Consider the following 18,545-nt stretch of genomic DNA (forward strand, 5'->3'; position numbering starts at 1 on the left):
GCAACCCCTCGATCACTCTGCGCAACCGGATCAGGCACAGGTCATCGCCGCCTCGACCGCGTCGGTCATCCACTGCGCCAGCCGGTCGCGGTCGGACGGAACCAGGAACAGCTGCGTGCCCTCCCCCGGCTCGGTGACCGTGGCCAGCACGTGCCTGCCCAGATCGTTGTCCACCACGACGTAACCCAGCCGCGGGAACTGCGCGCAGCGGCGGTCGAACGCCATCAGGTCGACCAGGGTGGTGCCGGTGCGCGGCCGCCGCAGGAACTGCCGCACGCGCTCCGCCTGCGCGGCGTCCCGGCCGGTCAGCTCACCGGCGGGACCGGCCTGCAGCATCACCGACTCGAACCGGCCCCGGCGCTGCTCGGGCACGAACCCGACCACCTGGTCGAACAGGGTGCGCAGCTCGCGGAAGCCCCACCCGCCGACCTGCGTGGTGTCCGGACGCCAGCTCCACAGCACCCCGGCCGCCGTGTCGGCGTAGACCCGCACGTCCAGCGGCCCGTCCAGCCCGCTGTGCACGCCGGTGAGCACCATCCGGATCGGGCCGCGCAGCATCAGCGCGAACGCCCGCATCGCGTCGTCGGTCAGGTCGCCGCCCTCGACGAACGGCGAGTCCCGCAGCTGCGCCATCCACGCGTTGTGCTCCTCGACCTCGGCCACCAGGTCGGCCGGATCGGCCGAGCGACTGAGCGGGTACCGGATCCGCTCGACGTCGTCGTCCGTCGCGAACGGCGCGTACAGGTCCCAGGTGCTGGCCCGCTCCGGCACGGTGTCCAGCACCGGCCGGGCGGCCTCGGTCAGCAGTTCGTCGATCGTCGTCACGGGGGCAGTGTGCCCCCGGGGTACGACAGTTTTGCTCGAACTGCTGTTCGAGGCCTACTTCTTGGCGGCCGCCTTCTTCGCCGGGGCCTTGCGCGCCGGCGCCTTCTTCTTCGGTGCCGGACCCTTCGCCCGCTTCTCGGCGAGCAGCTCGGACGCCCGCTCCGGGGTCAGCCCCTCGATGCTGTCGCCCTTGCGCAGGGTCGCGTTGTACTCCCCGTCGGTCACGTACGGCCCGAACCGGCCGTCCTTGACCACCATCGGCTTCTTGGACACCGGGTCCTCGCCCAGCTCCTTCAGCGGCGGCTTCGCGGCCCCGCGTCGGCCGCGCTGCTTCGGCTCGGCGTAGATCTTCAGCGCCTCGTCCAGCGTGATCGAGAAGATCTGGTCCTCGCTGGACAGCGACCGCGAGTCGGTGCCCTTCTTCAGGTACGGCCCGTAGCGCCCGTTCTGCGCGGTGATCTCCTCACCCGACTCCGGGTCCTTGCCCACCACGCGCGGCAGCGACAGCAGCTTGAGCGCGTCCTCCAGCGTCACCGTCTCGATCGACATCGACTGGAACAGCGAACCGGTGCGCGGCTTCGGCTTCTTCGCCTTGCTCTTCTTGGCGCCCTCGGCTTCCTCGGGCTCCTCGAGCACCTCGGTGACGTACGGTCCGAACCGGCCCTCCTTGGCCACGATCCGGTGGTTCGTGACCGGGTCGACGCCCAGCTCACGGCCCTCCTGCGGTGTCGCGAACAGCCGCTCCGCGATCTCCACGGTCAGCTCGTCCGGCGGCAGGTCCTCGGGCAGGTTCGCGCGCTGCGGCTTGCCGTCCACCTCGCGCTCCAGGTACGGGCCGTAGCGGCCGACCCGCACGTGCACCGTGCGGCCGTCGTTGTCCTCGAACATCGGGATGGAGTTGATCTCGCGCGGGTCGATGTCCTCGACGCCGCCGCTGACCAGCTTCTTCAGCCCGCCCAGGCGGCCCACCGAGCCGTCCACGCCCTGCTCGCCGCCGAAGTAGAACCGCGACAGCCAGCGGGTGCGCTGCTCGTTCCCGGCCGCGATGCGGTCGAGCTCGTCCTCCATGGCCGCGGTGAAGTCGTAGTCGACCAGCCGCTCGAAGTGCCGTTCCAGCAGCCCCACCACGGCGAAGGCGACCCACGACGGGACCAGCGCGGAGCCCTTCTTCCAGACGTAGCCGCGGTCCTGGATGGTCTTGATGATCGACGCGTACGTCGACGGGCGGCCGATGCCCAGTTCCTCCAGCTTGCTGACCAGGCTGGGCTCGTTGTAGCGGGCCGGCGGCGTGGTCGCGTGGCCGTCCGGGGACAGCTCGGTCGCGGTCAGCGCCTGGTCCTTGACCAGCTGCGGCAGGCGGCTCTGCTTGTCGTCGGCCTCGGCGCCGGAGTCGGCGTCCACCGCCTCGACGTAGGCCTTGAGGAAGCCGGCGAAGGTGATGGTGCGGCCGGACGAGGCGAACACGCACTCCTCGCCGGTGCTCGCGGTGCCGGTGATGCGCACCGACATGGTGGTGCCCTTGGCGTCGGCCATCTGCGAGGCGATCGTGCGCTGCCAGATCAGCTCGTACAGCCGGAACTCGTCGGCCTGCAGCTCGCCCGCGACCTGGCCCGGCGTCCGGAACACCTCACCGGCGGGCCGGATCGCCTCGTGGGCCTCCTGCGCGTTCTTGACCTTGCGGGTGTACTGCCGCGGCGTCGGCGAGACGTAGTCCTTGCCGTACAGCTCGGTCGCCTGGCTGCGGGCCGCCGCGAGCGCCGACTCCGACAGCGTCGTGGAGTCGGTACGCATGTAGGTGATGTACCCGTTCTGGTACAGCCGCTGCGCGATCTGCATCGTCGTCTCGGCGTTGAAGCGCAGCTTGCGGCCGGCCTCCTGCTGCAGCGTGGAGGTCATGAACGGCGCGTACGGCCGCCGCGTGTACGGCTTCTCCTCGACGCTGGTGACCTTGAAGTCGCGCTGCTGCAGACCCTGGGCCAGCGCCCGCGCCGCCGCTTCCTCGAGCACACGGACGTCCTGGGAGTTCGCCTTGAGCTGCCCGGAGGCGTCGAAGTCCTTGCCGGTGGCCAGGCGCGCGCCGTCGACCGACACCAGCCGCGCCGGGAACTGGCGCGGGGTCGCGTCCTCGCCGGCGTCCATCGTGGCGGAGATGTCCCAGTACGAGGCCGAGGTGAACTTGATGCGCTCCCGCTCGCGCTCGACGACCAGCCGCGTCGCCACCGACTGCACCCGGCCCGCCGACAGCCGCGGCATGACCTTCTTCCACAGCACCGGCGATACCTCGTAGCCGTAGAGCCGGTCCAGGATGCGGCGGGTCTCCTGCGCGTCGACGAGGTCGCCGTCCAGCTCGCGGGTGTCCTCGGCGGCCGCGCGGACGGCCTGCTCGGTCACCTCGTGGAAGACCATCCGGCGCACCGGCACCTTCGGCTTGAGGGTCTCCAGCAGGTGCCAGGCGATGGCCTCGCCCTCGCGGTCGGGGTCGGTGGCGAGGAACAGCTCGTCGACGTCCTTGAGCAGGCTCTTCAGCTCGGTGACCTTGGACTTCTTGTCCGCGGAGACGACGTAGAGCGGCTCGAAGTCGTGGTCGACGTCCACGCCGAGCTTCGCCCACGGTTCGCCCTTGTACTTGGCCGGGACGTCGTCGGCCTTCGACGGCAGGTCCCGGATGTGCCCGACCGAGGACTCCACGACGTAGCCCGGACCGAGGTAGGACGCGATCTTGCGGGCCTTGGCGGGCGACTCGACGATCACCAACCGTCGACGACCGGCGCCGTTCGCCCCGGCGTCGTTCTTCTTCGTCTTCGTCGATCCAGCCACGCTGTCCGCTCTCCTGCTCCGTCCCGCCGCCAAAGCAGCGGCGCCTGTTCAACCAGCAAGTGTGCACGTTGCCTGCCGGTAATGTCCCCCGAGGTGACGTAACACGCCGTCGCGCTTCCCGGCCGGGATGGGCGTCGGCGTGCGTCATCTCCCCCTTTCCACACCTAGCACGTGATGCCGGACACACGCTGCGCGGGGCTTCTGAGTAGCCGTTCCGCTACGCTCCGCCTATGTTCCGCCGCCTGCTCACCGTTCTGGCCGTCCTGCTGACCGCTCCCGCACTGGCCGGGGTCAGCGCCGCGTCCGCCGCTCCCGCCGACGACTACAGCGGGATCGTCAAGCTCAGCAACTGCTCCGGGTCACTCGTCCGGCTGCCCCAGTCCGGTGAGTTCGACCGGGCGCTCGTCCTCACCAACGGCCACTGCCTGGAGTCGGGCATGCCGGAGGCGGGCGAGGTCCTGGTCAACCAGCCGGTCAACCGCAAGATGGTGCTGCTCGGCGCCGACGGCCGCGAGCTGGGCCGGATCCGCGCCACGAAGCTCGTCTACGCCACGATGACCGACACCGACGTCGCGCTGTACGCCCTCGACTCGTCCTACCGGGAGATCGCCCGCGAGCTCGGCGGCCACCCGTTGACGCTCGCGGCCTCGCCGGCCGACGTGGGCACGCCGGTCAGCGTCGTCTCCGGTTTCTTCACCCGCACGTGGAACTGCTCGATCGAGCGGGTGGTGTACTCGGTGCGCGAGGCGGAGTGGACCTGGAAGGACTCGATCCGGTACGCCCCCGGCTGCGACACCATCCACGGCACCTCCGGCTCGCCGATCGTCGACCAGGGCAGCCGGCAGATCGTCGGCGTCAACAACACGGGCAACGACGACGGCGGGGTCTGCACGTTCAACAACCCGTGCGAGGTCGACGAGAACGGCGTGGTGTTCGCGCGGCGCGGCCTCACCTACGGCCAGCAGACCTACCGGATCCCGGCCTGCTTCGCGAAGAACAACCAGCTCAACCTGACGCGGGACGGCTGCATGCTGCCCAAGCCGGCCGCGCTGCCCGTTCCGGTGCCCATCCCCGCCTGATCAGACCGCCTGCCGGGCCGGTGCGTGCCGCGGCCACACCGGCTCGGCGCCCGGCGGGGGCATGCCGATCAGCTCGGCCAGCGTCGCGAGCCTGCGGCGGCCGGTGACCCGGACCGCCGGCCCACCGCCCTTCGGCCCGATCAGCTGCGCCGGCAGGCCGACCTGCCGGAACGCCTCGGCGAGCGGTTCGTGCGTGTCCGGCGCCCGTTCGTCGACGGCCAGCAGGTACCCCTGCACGCCGGGCCGTCCGGCCGCGAGCGCCCACAGCCGCAAGGCCGCACCGGTCAGCCGGAACCGTCCCGGCAGCGACTTCCCGTCGTCGTCCAGCCACGCCCTGGCCAGCCCGATCAGGTCGGACCGGAACGCGGTGCGGATCATCGGCCTGCCGTCCTCGGTGCGGCCCACCGCGGGCGACACCCCGCGCCTGCCGAACTCGGCGGCCAGCACCCGCGCCCGCCACACCTCGTCCACCTCGACGGTGAGGCGGGCGGCCGTGCGCGCGAAGCCGGTGATCTGGCCCTGCCCGCACAGGACGCCGGTCAGGTCGGCGATGTCCGGGCCGCTCGCCTCCGCCGAGAAGAGCGACATCTGATCCACAGCGGACAGGGTAGAACACCCGTTCGATTTCCCGCGAGTCGTCGCGGAGAAAAAGTTCTTGAAGTTGACGCGGCGTCAACCTCTACCGTGGTTTTCACGGGCGAGAACGGAGACGAGATGGAGGAACCGCTGTCGATCGTCCAGGTGTCGAAGGCCTCCGGGGTGACCTCCCGGACCCTGCGGCACTACGACGACATCGGCCTGCTGCCACCGGCCTTCGCCGACACCAGTGGGAGGCGCTACTACCAGCGGGAACAGCTCATCCGGTTGCAGCAGATCCTGCTGCTGCGGGAGCTGGGCCTCGGCCTGGACACGATCGCGCGGATCCTCGACGGGTCCGTGTCCCGGGCGGAGGCGCTGCGGCTGCACCGGAGTTGGCTGCTGGCGGAGCGCGATCGGCTGGACCGGCTCGCCGACACCGTCGCCCGGACCATCGAAGAACTGGAAGGAGGGGAACACATGTCCGCCAAGGAACTGTTCGAGGGGTTTTCACCGCACTCGGAGAAGGCGAAGTGGCTGGCACAGGAAGCGGCCGAACGGTGGGGTGCGAACGCCCTGGCGTCGCACGAGCGGAGCAAGCGCTGGTCGGACGAGAAGTGGGCCGAGGTCAAGCGGCAGGGCGGCGAGGCCGCCGAGCGCCTGGCCGAACTGGCCCGCGAGGGCGTGCCGGTCGACGACGAGCGCGTGCTCGACGCGGTCGCGGCGCACCGCGCCTGGCTGGAGAACTTCTGGACGCCGGACGCCGAGTCCTACACCGGCCTGGGCCGCCTGTACCGCGACGACGAGCGTTTCCGCAGCCAGTACGAGGCCATCCAGCCCGGATTCGCCGAGTACCTGAGCGACGCCATGGCCGCCTACGCCCGCGCTCGCATGAGCTAGCGGGTCGAGGCGGAGCCAGTCCGGCTGCCACCCCGCCGAGCGCGCCCCGCGCCCTGGCCCGGACCACCAACGGAGTTGCGCACTGCTCGTCTAGCGGGGCGTCGCGGTCACCTGCACGGTGAGCTGACGGCACACCGGGGCGTGCGCGACCGCGGTGGCCAGCTCGGGCACGGCCTCGAAGCGGTTCAGCAGGTCGAGGCGGGCCACCTCGTCCAGCGGGCCGTGCGCCTGCCCGAGCGTGGCCTCGTCGATGGCGCCCGGCTCGGTCGAATCGAGCCGCTGCCGGGCGGCGGAGGCGCGGTCCCGCACGCCCTGGAAGTCGGTCACGGCCTGGGCACGCACCTGGTCACCTCCGGGCACCGGGGACGGCGGCAGCTCGTTGAGCCCGTCCAGTGCCCGGTCCAGGCCGTTGATCACCGATCCGAGCAGCTCGCTCGACGTGCGCACGGCGCGCTGCGGGCTGCTCGGGTCCACGCTCGGCATGGTCGCCAGCCCCTGGACCAGCGAGCCGACCGCGACGCAGTAGTCGTCGGCCCACCGCGCGGCGGCGTCCTGCAGCTGGACCTCCTCCCGCGACAGGCCGGGCCCACCGGGCTCAACGTTTCTCACGGGTTGCTGGCCGCATCCGGAAAGGCCCACGCAGAGCCCGGTCAGTACCACCAGGAACACGGACTTCCCGGGCCGCACCCACACACCTCCAGCTGCCGACGCGAAGCTCTTTCCCGACCGTACCGAGACGATTGCGGATCGCAACCGCCGGGCATGGAAAAGGCCGGGCCCGTCACGCTGCGTGCGCGACAGGCCCGGCCTTCCGCGGGAAATCAGGCGGTCTTCGCCGGGGTGGCGTCCTCGCTCGGCGTCTCGGTCATGACGCTCGCGCGGCGCTTCGACACCACGATGGCGGCGACGATGATCGCCACCGCGACCAGCGAGATCGCGATCCGCACGCCGGCGGAGGCGTCCGGCCCGATCGAGAACTGCACGACGGCGGGCGCGATCAGCACCGAGACCAGGTTCATCACCTTGATCAGCGGGTTGATCGCCGGGCCCGCGGTGTCCTTGAACGGGTCGCCGACGGTGTCGCCGATGACCGTCGCGGCGTGCGCCTCGGAGCCCTTGCCACCGTGGTGGCCGTCCTCGACCAGCTTCTTCGCGTTGTCCCAGGCGCCACCGGAGTTGGCCAGGAAGATCGCCATCAGGGTGCCGGTCGCGATCGCACCGGCCAGGTAGCCGGCCAGTGCGCCGGTGCCGAGGCCGAAGCCGACGGCGATCGGGGCGAACACCGCGAGCAGACCCGGGGTGGCCAGCTCACGCAGCGAGTCGCGGGTGACGATGTCGACGACCTTGCCGTACTCGGGCCGCGTGGTGCCCTCCATGATCCCCGGGATGTCGCGGAACTGGCGGCGCACCTCGTACACCACCGCGCCCGCGGCGCGGGACACGGCGTTGACCGCGAGACCGGAGAACAGGAAGACCACCGCGGCGCCGATGATCACGCCGACCAGCGTGTTCGGGCTGACGATCGTGTCCACGAACGACTTCACGCCGGCAGCGGACTCGCCGATGTCGGCCAGCGCCTTGGAGATCGAGTCCTGGTAGGACCCGAACAGCGCGGTCGCGGCCAGCACGGCGGTCGCGATCGCGATGCCCTTGGTGATCGCCTTGGTGGTGTTGCCGACCGCGTCCAGCTCGGTCAGGATCTGCGCGGCGTCCTCGTCGACCTCGCCGGACATCTCCGCGATGCCCTGCGCGTTGTCCGAGACCGGGCCGAAGGTGTCCATCGCGACGATGACACCGACCGTGGTCAGCAGGCCGGTGCCGGCCAGCGCGACCGCGAACAACGCGATCGTGCCGCCCAGCAGGTAGGCGCCGAACACCGCCGCGCCGATCACCAGCGCGGTGTAGACGGCCGACTCGAAACCGACCGAGATGCCGGACAGGATCACCGTCGCCGCACCGGTGCGCGAGGTCTCCCCGACGTTCTTCACCGGGCCGTGCTCGGTGCCGGTGTAGTAGCCGGTGAGCTTGAGGATGACGCCGGCCAGCACGATGCCGATGACCACCGCGACGAACGCGATCAGCGCCGGGTTGCCGTCGATGCCGGCCTGCTCCGGGCCGAACTCGGCGAACGAGCCGGGCAGGTAGACGAACGCGGCGACCGCGCACAGCACGGCCGAGATGCCGGCCGAGATGTAGAACGAGCGGTTGATCGTGACCAGGCCGTTCTCACCGGAGCGGGCCCGCGTGATGTAGACGCCGATGACCGCGGTGATGACACCGATGGCGGGCACGATCAGCGGGAACAGCAGACCGTCCACACCGAAGGCGGTGCTGCCCAGGATCAGCGCGGCGACCAGGGTCACCGCGTAGGACTCGAACAGGTCGGCGGCCATGCCGGCGCAGTCACCCACGTTGTCACCGACGTTGTCGGCGATGGTGGCCGCGTTGCGCGGGTCGTCCTCCGGGATGTTCTGCTCGACCTTGCCGACCAGGTCCGCGCCCACGTCGGCGGCCTTGGTGAAGATGCCGCCACCGACACGCATGAACATCGCGATCAGCGCGGCGCCGAAGCCGAAGCCCTCGAGCACCTTCGGCGCCTGGCCGGTGTAGACGAGCACGACGACCGCGGCGCCGAACAGGCCGAGGCCGACGGTGAACATGCCGACCGCGCCGCCGGTGCGGAACGCGACGCGCATCGCCTTCTCCCGGCCGCCCGGCTCACGGGAGGCAGCGGCGACCCGCAGGTTGGCCCGCGTCGCCAGCCACATGCCGGTGTAGCCGATGAGGAACGAGAACACCGCGCCGACGAGGAAGAACAACGAGCGGCCGATGCGCTCGTTCCAGTCCTCCGCCGGGAGCGCGAGCAGCAGCAGGAACACCACGACCCCGAAGATCGAGAGGGTGTTGCGTTGCCGCTTCAGATACGCGGCCGCCCCTTCCTGCACGGCCTTGGCGATGTCCTGCATCTTCGTGGTGCCCTGGCCGGCGGCCAGCACCTCCTTGAGCAGGAGCCAGCCGATGACCAGAGCGGCCAGGGCGATGACGGCGACCACGGCCGCGATGCCGTAGTCACCTCCGGAAAACTCGAGGCCCTCCGCGAGGGTCTGCCGGGACATCCGTCCTCCTGGAAACGTTCCTGTCGCCAGTGACAGCCCGCCTAGGGGAAGCCGTGCCGACGCTGGCATGGGATCTACACCACAAGTGGTGCCGGTTGCGGGGAGTGTATTGGTAATGGATCCGGCGCGGTCAGGGCGTCCCGTAACGATCACGCTGGGTACATGTGAGCCTTCTCACGGTTCATGATCTTTTCACACGCGACCGGTCCTGTCGTACACCTGTGCGAAGCTGGCTACCGTGGATGTCATGGCGGAAACCGAGCGCGCGCGGCGGTTGCTGCACCGGGTCACCGCCGGGATCCGGGAGAACCCGGTGACCCACGTGGCCGATCTGCCGGCCCGGGAGGCGCGGCACACCGACTGGCCGTCGTGGGCGGATCCGCGCGTGGTGGATGCGCTGCGGTCGGGCGGGGTGGAGCGGCCGTGGGCGCACCAGACGGAGGCGGCGTCGCTGGCCTTCGCGGGGCGGCACGTCGTGGTGTCCACGGGCACGGCGTCGGGCAAGTCGCTGTGCTACCAGCTGCCAGTGCTGTCGACGCTGGCGGCCGACGACAAGGCGTGCGCGCTGTACCTGTCGCCGACGAAGGCGCTGGGCGCCGACCAGCTGCGGTCGGTGTCCGCTTTGGACATCCCGGGGGTGCGGGCGGCGTCCTACGACGGGGACACGCCGATGGCCGAGCGCGACTGGGTGCGGGCGCACGCGCGGTGGGTGTTCACGAATCCGGACATGCTGCACCGCGGAATCCTGGCCGCGCACTCGCGGTGGGCACGGCTGTTCCGGAAGCTGTCCTACGTCGTGATCGACGAGTGCCACAGCTACCGGGGCGTGTTCGGGTCGCACGTCGCGTTGTTGCTGCGGCGGCTGCAGCGGGTGGCGCGGCACTACGGGTCGTCGCCGGTGTTCATCCTCGCGTCGGCGACGACGGCGGAGCCGGGCGAGTTCGCATGCCGTCTGGTGGGCGCGGACTGCGTGCCGGTGGTCGAGGACGCGTCGCCGCGCGGGGCGCGGACAGTGGCGCTGTGGGAGCCGCCGCTGATGGAGGACCACCGGGGTGAGAACGGGGCGCCGGTGCGCCGGTCGGCCGGGGCGGAGGCGAGCCGGATCCTGGCGGAGCTGGTCATCGAGGGCGCGCGGACGCTGGCGTTCGTGCGGTCGCGGCGGGGTGCGGAGCTGACGGCGCTGGGCGCCCGGCGGTTGTTGTCCGAAGTGGACGGTGAGTTGCCTCGTCAGGTGGCGGCGTACCGGGCCGGGTTCCTGCCGGAGGAGCGGCGGGCGCTGGAGCGGGCGTTGTTGTCGGGCGAGCTCAAGGGCGTGGCGACGACGAACGCGCTCGAGCTGGGTGTGGACATCGCGGGGCTGGACGCGGTGGTGCTGGCGGGGTATCCGGGCACGCTGGCGTCGTTCTGGCAGCAGGCGGGCCGGGCCGGCCGGTCGGGTGACGACGCGCTGGTGGTGTTCGTGGCCCGGGACGATCCGCTGGACACGTACCTGGTGCACCACCCGGAGGCGGTGCTGGAGCGGCCGGTGGAGACGGCGGTGCTGGACCCGTCGAACCCGTACGTGCTGGCGCCGCAGCTGGCGTGCGCGGCGGCGGAGTTGCCGTTGACCACTGGCGAGCTGGAGACGTTCGGCGGCGCGGCGGCGCGGGAGGTGCTGGACCGCCTGGTGGCGGACAGGTTGCTGCGGCGCCGGCCCAGCGGCTGGTACTGGACGTCGCGGGACCGCCCCCACTACGAGGTGGACATTCGCGGTTCGGGCGGCGAGCAGATCGCGGTGGTCGAGGCGGACACGTCGAGGCTGCTGGGAACGGTCGACCCGGGCTCGGCCTGCACGACGGTGCACCCGGGGGCCGTGTACCTGCACCAGGGTTCGTCGTACGTGGTGGACGAGCTGGACCTGGAGGCGGGCATCGCGCTGGTGCACGCGGAGGACCCGGAGTGGACGACGTCCGCCCGGGAGGTCGCGGACATCGCCGTGCTGAACACCCAGGAGCGCCTGGACTACGGCGGCGTGACGGTGTGCCTGGGCGAGGTCGCGGTGACTTCCCAGGTGGTGGGCTACCTACGACGCCGCCCGTCGGGGGAGGTGCTGGACCAGGTGGCGCTGGACCTACCGGCACAAACGCTGGAGACGCGGGCCGTCTGGTACACGATCAGCCCAGAGCTACTGGAAGCCAGCCGACCAGCGGAGCCGAGCGGAGCGCCGAAAACCGGCGGAGCGGGGGAAGCCGCCAGCACCCGAGAAGCCAACGGGACGCGGGAAGGCACCAACTCCCAAGAAGCCGCCTCCGAAATCGCCGAGGCGCGGGAGGTCACCAGCGCCAGCGCGGCGCGGGAAGTTTCCGACGCCCGCGCACTCGCCGAAGCGCGGGAGGTCGCCGTGCCACCCATGGCCCCCGGGGCAAAGGAAGTCGCCAACCCCCGCGCAGTCGCCGGAGCACGACAAGCCGCCGTGCCGCCGGAGGCCGCCGGGGCCAGAGAAGTCGCCAGCGCCCGCGCAGTCACCGGAGTGCAGGAGATCACCGCATCGTCGGGGGTCGGCGGGCCGCCGGAGGCCGCCGGGGCTCCGGAAGCGACCGGGGCGCGGGAGGTCGGCGGGGCGCCGGGGGGCGCCGGTCTGGATCCGGCGCGCATCCCCGGCGCCCTGCACGCCGCCGAGCACGCGGCGATCGGCCTGCTACCGCTGTTCGCTACGTGCGACCGGTGGGACATCGGCGGCGTCTCAACCGCGTTGCACGCTGACACCGGGGAGGCGACGGTGTTCGTGCACGACGGCCATCCCGGAGGCGCGGGATTCGCCGATCGCGGTTTCGCTGCTGTTGTCCCCTGGCTGGCCGCTACGCGGGAGGCCATCATCTCCTGCGAGTGCCCGGCGGGATGCCCGTCCTGTGTGCAGTCACCGAAGTGCGGGAACGGTAACGACCCACTGGACAAGGCGGGGGCGGTGGCCGTGCTGGAAACCGTGCTCGGGGCGGTGAGTCGTCACAGTGCCCGGCACGACCACGGGGTGGCTCAGGCTGCGGCGAACTGACCGGCGCCGACGAGGGCGGTCCGGTCGGAACCCCGCTGGTCGAGAGCGCGGGCGAGCACGGAGTGCACGGCCTTGGCGGACGGCAGCCGCCAGCCCCACACGTCCGGCTTGACCCGCCAGTGCACGACACCGTGCTGGAACGGCGTGGGCGGGAGCGGAATCCAGCTGCCCTGGCCGTGCCAGCGGACCTCGCCGTCGGTGGCGAGCTCCTCCGGAATGCGGTCGGCGACCGTGGTCAGGAACAGCCAGCGACCGTCGGGCGTCGCGACGATCGGCGCGGGGTGGCCGGTGGCACGGAGCAGCCGGGCGGCGCGCTTGCCCAGTTCATCCGGGACCTCGACGGCGTCCAGCACGGTGCCGGTCGCGACGAGCAGGCTGTACGGCTGACCGGTCCACCAGCCGGCCACCTCGTTGGGGTGGGCGCCGAGCCGGTCGGCCCAGTCCTCGTGGACGGGCACCGGGCCGGTCCAGGAGCCCTCGGCGTCCGCCTGCGCCGGAAAGGTGCCGGGCAGCACCGGCCACCCGTGCCAGGCGAGACCGATGGCCTCCGCACGTAGCTCGATGCGGAAGGCGCCCCGCCAGCTGTCCGACCAATCCGTGTCCAACATTTCCGTCCACAACTCCTTGCTCGTTCCACCGCTCCGGGTGGCTGTCTGATGTCCAATAAACGGCAAGTTGCAAAGTGCCGGAACCCGCCGCGCGACAACCGGCCGCTCCGAGGCGACGAGCGTCGAGCACCTGCTCGGCCCGGCCGAACGCCGCTCGGCCGGTGCGGCCGGACGACGAGCGGCCGGCCGCACTGATCGTCAATCGTGATCTCCAGCACACGTTTCTCCTGCGTACCAACGGTTTCCGGCCCGGGGTCACCGCTCGCCCCGACCACGCCCCGTGACCGCTCGGCGCGCGAGGGCGACCGCCCAACCTCCGACGGTGCACCTACCGTTCGGCGCGGAACCGACCGTTCGTCGCAGCGACGCCCACCAGGCCCCCTGCGACGTCCGGCACGAACCGGCCCTTCCGGACCGGGCATGAAGTCACCACGCGGCCCCGCTGGGCCAGCCGGCGGAGGTGATCACGGGTCCGCCCGTCAATGCCGGCCCATGAGCCGCCGTCCCGGCTTCAGCGCCGCCTGCCCGCCAGGGGCCGAGCACCGGCCCGGCCAGCCGTGTTCCGCAGGAGCCCGACCTCAGGGACCGGCACGGGCCCGCCCCACGGCCGAGCCGAGCCCGGTGTCGACAGCCACCTCGACGAGGGCGTCCCACCCCTCGAAGCGGCAACTCACCACCCGAGCCCCCATCCGCTCGGCGACCCAGCGGGCCCGCCCACAGGCGAGGTCGGTCCCGTGCCCGACCTGCCCGGCGGCCGCGAGGGCAGCGAGGTCCGCCGCCCCACCAGCCCGATGCCGGGCAATCGCAGCCGAACCGAGCCCCCACAGCAACCCCGCGACGACCACCAGCGCGGCGATGGCGCAGGCGGCCCAGACGGTCGCCGCGCCCCGGTCGTTCCGTAGCCGGGGTGCGTGGGCCGCGTGTGCCTGCCCAGGCGGCACCCGTACCTCCCTCGGGCAGGGCCATCCGGAAGGCCGGTCCGGGGCAGCACCTCCGCCCCGACTGGTCGTTCTCGTTCGAGGGGTGACCATGCTCGCCGGGTGGATCAGGTCAGGGAGGCGCATCGGCGGCTCCCGGTTCGAGGACGGCGAACGCATTGGCTGTCAGGTGGAGGCCGGGGAAGGGCCCGCCCGCCGGTGCGGCCCGGACTTCCACCGTGATGCTGTCGCCCTCCGTCTTCACCGAGAGCGATGCGCCGGGTGGGGCGATCTGCTCGACCGCCTGCGCGGCCAGCTGCGGTTCGCCCCGGGCGAGGAGGCGTGCGGCCTCCCGGGCGGCGTCGGTGCAGCGGAGCTGGTTTGCGAGGGCCGTGAAGCCTGCGAGCACCAGTCCGACCACCACGGCCAGAGCGCACAGTGCGATCGCTGCCTCGACGGTCACCGCGCCTCGGTCCCCCGGACCGGCTCGGGAACGGGCGGTCATCAGAACTCCGCCGTCAGCGCTTGCTCGACCAATCCCGTCAACGCCGCGACCACCGAGTCGCCGGTGACCACGGAATACAGCAGAGCACCGAAAGCCGCGGCCGCGATCGTGCCGATCGCGTACTCAGCGGTGCTCATACCGCCGTCATCGGTCACGATCGGGCGGAACCAGCGGCGCCACCACCGAGGGCGAGCCGGGGCGGCGTGGCGGCCGGTGGGCTTGGAGCGGAACAACACGAGAATTCTCCTTTGTCTGTCGTGGACGGTCAGAACACGTTGAGGCGTCCGGCCAGGCCGAGAACCACGGGGACGACCCCGAGGCACACGAAGGCCGGGAGAAAGCAGAGCCCCAGCGGGCCGGCGATCAGCACGCCCGCACGCTGCGCCCGCGCCTCGGCCCGGTCGCCGAGGGAGGCACGGATTCCCCGGGCGAGGCCGGTGGCTGCGTCGGCGAGGGTGGTTCCGCTGCGCGCGGTCCGTTTGGCCGCGCGAGCGAACTCAGCGGTGCCCGGGCAGTCGAGTGCGGGCGCCCACGCCTCGGTCGCGTCGGCGCCGAGTTCGAGCAGACCGGCTGTGGCACGGAGGGCATCTGCTTCCGGACCTGTCACGTCGTCGGTCACGGCGCGCAGCGCGGCAGGCACGGGTTGCCCGGACCGCAGGCACGCGGCGAGCAGGTCCCACGTCGCGGCGAGGTCGAGAGGATCACTCCTCGGCCGGCGCGTGCGGATCCGGGCAGGCGCGCGCGGCGACGGGAAGAGGTGGGCCAGCCGCAGACCGGGGACTGGCCTCCCCGGCAGGGTCAGCAAGGCCGCGCCGAGCAATGCGACCACGACGGCGGCCGTGCTCATCGCCGTGCTCCTCGGCTCGTGAACGGAGGCGGCAGTGCTGCGCCCACAGTGGTAGATGCGCTCATCGCGGTGCTCCTCGTTTTGTGAGGTGGGCGCTCCAGGCGCTGCCCGCGACGATCAGCGCGGCGCCGAGCAGGAGGAGTGCGTTGCCGCTGCTGGTGGCGAACAGGACGTGGACCGGGTGAGCGCCCATTCCCTCGCCGAGCAGCAGGCCGAAACCGGGTAGGGTGGCGAGGACCATCGCGCTCGCGCGGGGGCCGGACATCGCCGCCTCTGCCTGGCTGGTGAACCTCAGCTCCGCGGTGATGTCCTGGCGGGCCGCATCGAGCAGGTCGGCCAGTGGGAGTCCGTGCCGTTGGCTCAGCGACCACGCCCGCACCAGTCGCGCCCGGGCCGCGGACAACGGCTCGACCGTCGGGATCGTGGCCAGCGTTTCCGCGAGGTTCCCGCCGAAGCGCGCGGCACCGGCCACCGCTTCGAGGATCTCCGCGACCGGACGGGGTGCGTCGGACGCGGCGGACTCGGCGGCCAGTGCGGGCGGGGCGCCGGCCCGGAGGTCCACCACCATCGCGTGCAGCGCCTCGGCCATCGCGCGCCGCATCGCCAGGCCGGACTTCGATCGCCGGCGCGCGTGCCAGTGGCGCCAGCCGGCCCAGCCGAGCAGAGCACCCGTCGCCCACACCATCGGCGGCATGACGAACAGCAGTGGCATCAGCCCGAGCGCGAAAGCTTTCCGCGGCTTCGGCAATCCGCGGCGTCTCACCGACGGTGCGAGCGCGCGCAGCCGGGCGACCGCGCCCCGCACCGGGGGCCAGCACAAGGCGGCCGCCGCCGCGCAGGCCAGAGAGTGCGTCAGCACGGCCCACCTCCGTGCGGCAGCAACGCGGAGAACAGCACCCGCCGCTTGGTCCACCCGCCGTCCTGCCACACCGGAAGCACGCGGACATCTCCGTTGTCGCTCCGGCTCAGCACACCGACCTCGCCCAGCTCCCGTTGTCCCGACGAGGACCGGCGCATGTGCAGCACGACCTGGACCGCGGCGGCGAGCTGGCTGTGCAGAGCCGAGCGGGACAGGCCACCGAGGGCGGCAAGCGCTTCCAGGCGGGCGGGCACCTCCGCCGTCGAGTTGGCGTGCAGCGTTCCGGCACTCCCGTCGTGACCGGTGTTCAACGCGCTGAGCAGTTCGCAGACCTCCTGGCCGCGCACCTCGCCGACCACGAGCCGGTCGGGCCGCATCCGCAGCGCCTGGCGCACCAGGTCCCGCAGGCTGACCTCGCCGGCGCCCTCGACGTTCGGCGGCCGCGCGGTCAACCGCACGAACTGCGGGTGCGCGGGCTGGAGTTCGGCCGCGTCCTCGACGCACACGATCCGTTCGGCCGGGGACACCGCCCCGAGCATCGCCGCGAGCAGGGTGCTCTTGCCCGCGCCGGTGCCACCGGTGACGAGGAAGGCGAGCCGGGCGGCGACCACCGACTCGACCAGTTCCGCACCCTCGGCCCCGAACGTGCCCAGCTCGCGCAACGCGGCCAGGTCGTGCACAGCGGGACGAAGGATCCGCAGCGACACACACGTCCCGTCCGCCGCGATCGGTGGCAGCACGGCGTGCAGCCGCACCCGGCCGTGCGGTCCGAGGCCCGGGAGCCAGCCGTCGACGTAGGGCTGGGCGTCGTCGAGCCTTCGCCCGGCGGCCAGCGCCAGCCGCTGCGCGAGACGGCGCACTTGCTCCTCGCCGGAGAAGTGGACGTCGACGCGGCGCAAGCCGTCCGAGCCGTCCACCCACACCTCGTGCGGGCCGGTGACCAGCACATCGGTGACGCCGGGCAGGGCGAGCAGCGGTTCCAGTGGACCGGCACCGGCCAGCTCCTGCCGGATCAGCCGCAGGGCGTCGAGCAATTCCGTGTGCCCGACCGGACGTCCGGCCTCGGCGCGGACCGCCTCCGCCACCGTCACCGGGTCCGTGCCGGCACCGGCGCCGGCCAGCCGGTGCCGCACCCGTTCGACCAGCTCGGTGTTCATGCCGCCAGCACCTGCTTCGTCTGGGCCTGCGCCAGGATCAGCCGCGCGGTCTCCAGCAGCGCACCACGTGGTCGCGGAGCGAAGTTGCCCCGCTCGATCTCCCGGTCCAGCTGGCGCTCGGCCGCCATGGACGTCAGCAGGGGTAGCCCGACAGCCCCGGCCGCGACGCTCGGCTCGAGGTCGCCCGGCGCCGGTCCGCGCACGACCAGCCGCACACGGTCGGCCGGATCACCCAGCTGCTTCACCACCCGCCGGGCCGCCAGGCAGGCGCGCATCTCCGCCGGGATCACCACGACCACCAGGTCGGCTCGTGCGATGACCGCCAAGCCCGGCCCGTCCAGGTGGCGCGGCAGATCGCACACCACCGTCCGCCCGGCCCGGCGCCCGGCCTCGACCACCGCCGCCACGCCTTGCCCGGTCGGCCCGTCACCGTTGCGGTGGCAGGACAGGAACGGCAACCGCACACCGCGGTACCGGAACTCGGGCAGTGACTTCAGGAGCGCGGGCATCGACAGCCGCCCGGCTCCGGGCCGCAGCTCGGGCCAGCGGAGCCCCTCGGTGTTCTCGGCGCCGAGCAACGCGTCGATGCCGCCGGCCAGCGGATCGCAGTCCACCAGCAGTCCACCGGGATCGGTGCGGCACGCGGCCAGCGCGGTGGCCGCCGCCAGGACGGACGCCCCGGCACCACCGCGACCGCCGAGCACGCCGATGATCCGCCCGCCCGGCAGCCCCGGCCCGTCGACGACGTCGGCGAGCGCCGCGGCCAGCGTCGTCTCGTCCTCCGGCAGCGACACGACATCCTCGACACCGGCGCGGAAAGCGCGTTGCCAGGTGCGGGAATCCGGGGCGCCCTTGGTGACGAGCAGGACGCCCGGACGCCGAGGCAGCTCGACGTCACCGTCGACGGCGTGCTCGTCGACCAGCACCAGCGGCGCGTCCGGCCAGCGCGGCCGGGCGGCGAGCAGGTCGGGTGCGCGCTCGGTGTCGCAGCCCACGGCCGCGGCGACGCGCAGGATTTCGTCGAGCATGACCTCGTCGTGGGCGACGACGAGCGGTCGAGCGTGGTCCATGACGGCCCCCAGGAGTGATCGGTGATTGACCTGACTCCACGGTCGTGCTCGCGCCATGCAGCGACAAGAAGCTCCGGCGCCGCCTGTGGACAACTGGGGTCATGTGGACAACTCGCGCCCGGAACGGCTCGGGCGAGCGGGATCGTCGGTGCGCTGTGGCAGAATCCGCGCCCGCGCGCGAAGAAAAGGGGCGACCCCCGCCAGGGGGGAGGGGCGGGGGTCGCCGAGGGTTCAGCCC

At 72.2% G+C, this 18,545-nt stretch carries 16 protein-coding genes; 3 read left to right on the forward strand and 13 right to left on the reverse strand.

Annotated features, from left to right (window positions below; all coding sequences use genetic code 11):
• Nucleotides 1–30: 30 nt before the first annotated feature.
• Together D0D15_RS16615 and topA are read right to left on the reverse strand one after the other, a co-directional pair.
• A complete protein-coding gene (locus tag D0D15_RS16615) occupies nt 31–825 on the reverse strand; it encodes a hypothetical protein (protein ID WP_094005606.1) in 795 nt (264 codons plus the stop codon).
• Nucleotides 826–879: 54 nt separating this feature from the next.
• A complete protein-coding gene (gene topA, locus D0D15_RS16620) occupies nt 880–3,642 on the reverse strand; it encodes a type I DNA topoisomerase (RefSeq protein WP_094005605.1) in 2,763 nt (920 codons plus the stop codon).
• A gap of 230 nt (nt 3,643–3,872) precedes the next feature.
• On the opposite strand from topA, the gene D0D15_RS16625 reads away from it, so the two are divergent.
• A complete protein-coding gene (locus tag D0D15_RS16625; protein ID WP_094005604.1) occupies nt 3,873–4,721 on the forward strand; it encodes a trypsin-like serine peptidase in 849 nt (282 codons plus the stop codon).
• On the opposite strand, the gene D0D15_RS16630 is transcribed toward D0D15_RS16625, so the two are convergent.
• On the reverse strand, nt 4,722–5,309 hold the full coding sequence (locus D0D15_RS16630; RefSeq protein WP_115944550.1) for a hypothetical protein: 588 nt from the start codon (nt 5,307–5,309) through the stop codon (nt 4,722–4,724).
• Nucleotides 5,310–5,435: 126 nt separating this feature from the next.
• Here D0D15_RS16630 and D0D15_RS16635 point away from each other — a divergent pair, with 126 nt between their 5' ends.
• A complete protein-coding gene (locus tag D0D15_RS16635) occupies nt 5,436–6,197 on the forward strand; it encodes a MerR family transcriptional regulator (protein ID WP_094005602.1) in 762 nt (253 codons plus the stop codon).
• A gap of 90 nt (nt 6,198–6,287) precedes the next feature.
• On the opposite strand, the gene D0D15_RS16640 is transcribed toward D0D15_RS16635, so the two are convergent.
• Nucleotides 6,288–6,806, reverse strand: a complete 519-nt coding sequence (locus tag D0D15_RS16640; protein ID WP_233157277.1) for a hypothetical protein — start codon at nt 6,804–6,806, stop codon at nt 6,288–6,290.
• Nucleotides 6,807–7,018: 212 nt separating this feature from the next.
• Nucleotides 7,019–9,313: a sodium-translocating pyrophosphatase gene (locus D0D15_RS16645; protein ID WP_094005600.1), complete on the reverse strand. Its 2,295-nt coding sequence runs from the start codon at nt 9,311–9,313 to the stop codon at nt 7,019–7,021.
• A gap of 247 nt (nt 9,314–9,560) precedes the next feature.
• Between D0D15_RS16645 and D0D15_RS16650 the strand changes: the two genes are divergently transcribed.
• Nucleotides 9,561–12,344, forward strand: coding sequence for a DEAD/DEAH box helicase (locus D0D15_RS16650; RefSeq protein ID WP_094005599.1), 2,784 nt, complete (start codon nt 9,561–9,563; stop codon nt 12,342–12,344).
• Here D0D15_RS16650 and D0D15_RS16655 read toward each other — a convergent pair.
• The 8 genes from D0D15_RS16655 to ssd all read right to left on the reverse strand — a co-directional run bounded on the left by D0D15_RS16655 (nt 12,326) and on the right by ssd (nt 18,307).
• Entirely contained in the window at nt 12,326–12,952 is a 627-nt protein-coding gene (locus D0D15_RS16655) for a bifunctional DNA primase/polymerase (protein ID WP_094005598.1), read from the reverse strand. The two genes, D0D15_RS16650 and D0D15_RS16655, sit on opposite strands and share 19 nt — an antisense overlap.
• 578 nt (nt 12,953–13,530) lie before the next feature.
• Entirely contained in the window at nt 13,531–13,893 is a 363-nt protein-coding gene (locus D0D15_RS16660; RefSeq protein WP_233157276.1) for an Rv3654c family TadE-like protein, read from the reverse strand.
• 109 nt (nt 13,894–14,002) lie between these two features.
• Nucleotides 14,003–14,374 carry a TadE family type IV pilus minor pilin gene (locus D0D15_RS16665; protein WP_094005597.1) on the reverse strand — a complete coding sequence of 124 codons (372 nt, stop codon included), beginning with the start codon at nt 14,372–14,374 and terminating at the stop codon, nt 14,003–14,005.
• Nucleotides 14,374–14,697 (reverse strand): DUF4244 domain-containing protein, encoded by a 324-nt coding sequence (locus D0D15_RS37820; RefSeq protein WP_420836360.1) that lies wholly within the window; start codon nt 14,695–14,697, stop codon nt 14,374–14,376. Before D0D15_RS37820 ends, D0D15_RS16665 begins: the two co-directional genes overlap by 1 nt.
• On the reverse strand, nt 14,640–15,221 hold the full coding sequence (locus D0D15_RS16675; RefSeq protein ID WP_094005595.1) for a type II secretion system F family protein: 582 nt from the start codon (nt 15,219–15,221) through the stop codon (nt 14,640–14,642). Before D0D15_RS16675 ends, D0D15_RS37820 begins: the two co-directional genes overlap by 58 nt.
• A 61-nt stretch (nt 15,222–15,282) precedes the next feature.
• Nucleotides 15,283–16,080, reverse strand: a complete 798-nt coding sequence (locus D0D15_RS16680) for a type II secretion system F family protein (RefSeq protein WP_233157274.1) — start codon at nt 16,078–16,080, stop codon at nt 15,283–15,285.
• Nucleotides 16,074–17,237 carry a TadA family conjugal transfer-associated ATPase gene (locus D0D15_RS16685; RefSeq protein ID WP_094005594.1) on the reverse strand — a complete coding sequence of 388 codons (1,164 nt, stop codon included), beginning with the start codon at nt 17,235–17,237 and terminating at the stop codon, nt 16,074–16,076. Before D0D15_RS16685 ends, D0D15_RS16680 begins: the two co-directional genes overlap by 7 nt.
• A complete protein-coding gene (gene ssd / locus D0D15_RS16690; protein WP_094005593.1) occupies nt 17,234–18,307 on the reverse strand; it encodes a septum site-determining protein Ssd in 1,074 nt (357 codons plus the stop codon). Before ssd ends, D0D15_RS16685 begins: the two co-directional genes overlap by 4 nt.
• Nucleotides 18,308–18,545: the final 238 nt, after the last annotated feature.

Origin of the sequence: Amycolatopsis thermalba (genome assembly GCF_003385215.1) — a bacterium.
Lineage (GTDB): Bacteria > Actinomycetota > Actinomycetes > Mycobacteriales > Pseudonocardiaceae > Amycolatopsis_E > Amycolatopsis_E thermalba.

Coding starts and splice junctions, on each gene's coding strand:
- D0D15_RS16625 (WP_094005604.1), top strand. CDS start 3,873: ATGTTCCGCCGCCTGCTCACCGTTCTGGCCGTCCTGCTGACCGCTCCC.
- D0D15_RS16645 (WP_094005600.1), bottom strand. CDS start 9,313: ATGTCCCGGCAGACCCTCGCGGAGGGCCTCGAGTTTTCCGGAGGTGAC.
- D0D15_RS16665 (WP_094005597.1), bottom strand. CDS start 14,374: ATGACCGCCCGTTCCCGAGCCGGTCCGGGGGACCGAGGCGCGGTGACC.
- ssd (WP_094005593.1), bottom strand. CDS start 18,307: ATGGACCACGCTCGACCGCTCGTCGTCGCCCACGACGAGGTCATGCTC.
- D0D15_RS16675 (WP_094005595.1), bottom strand. CDS start 15,221: ATGAGCACGGCCGCCGTCGTGGTCGCATTGCTCGGCGCGGCCTTGCTG.
- D0D15_RS16635 (WP_094005602.1), top strand. CDS start 5,436: ATGGAGGAACCGCTGTCGATCGTCCAGGTGTCGAAGGCCTCCGGGGTG.
- D0D15_RS16685 (WP_094005594.1), bottom strand. CDS start 17,237: ATGAACACCGAGCTGGTCGAACGGGTGCGGCACCGGCTGGCCGGCGCC.
- D0D15_RS16655 (WP_094005598.1), bottom strand. CDS start 12,952: ATGTTGGACACGGATTGGTCGGACAGCTGGCGGGGCGCCTTCCGCATC.
- D0D15_RS16650 (WP_094005599.1), top strand. CDS start 9,561: ATGGCGGAAACCGAGCGCGCGCGGCGGTTGCTGCACCGGGTCACCGCC.
- D0D15_RS16630 (WP_115944550.1), bottom strand. CDS start 5,309: ATGTCGCTCTTCTCGGCGGAGGCGAGCGGCCCGGACATCGCCGACCTG.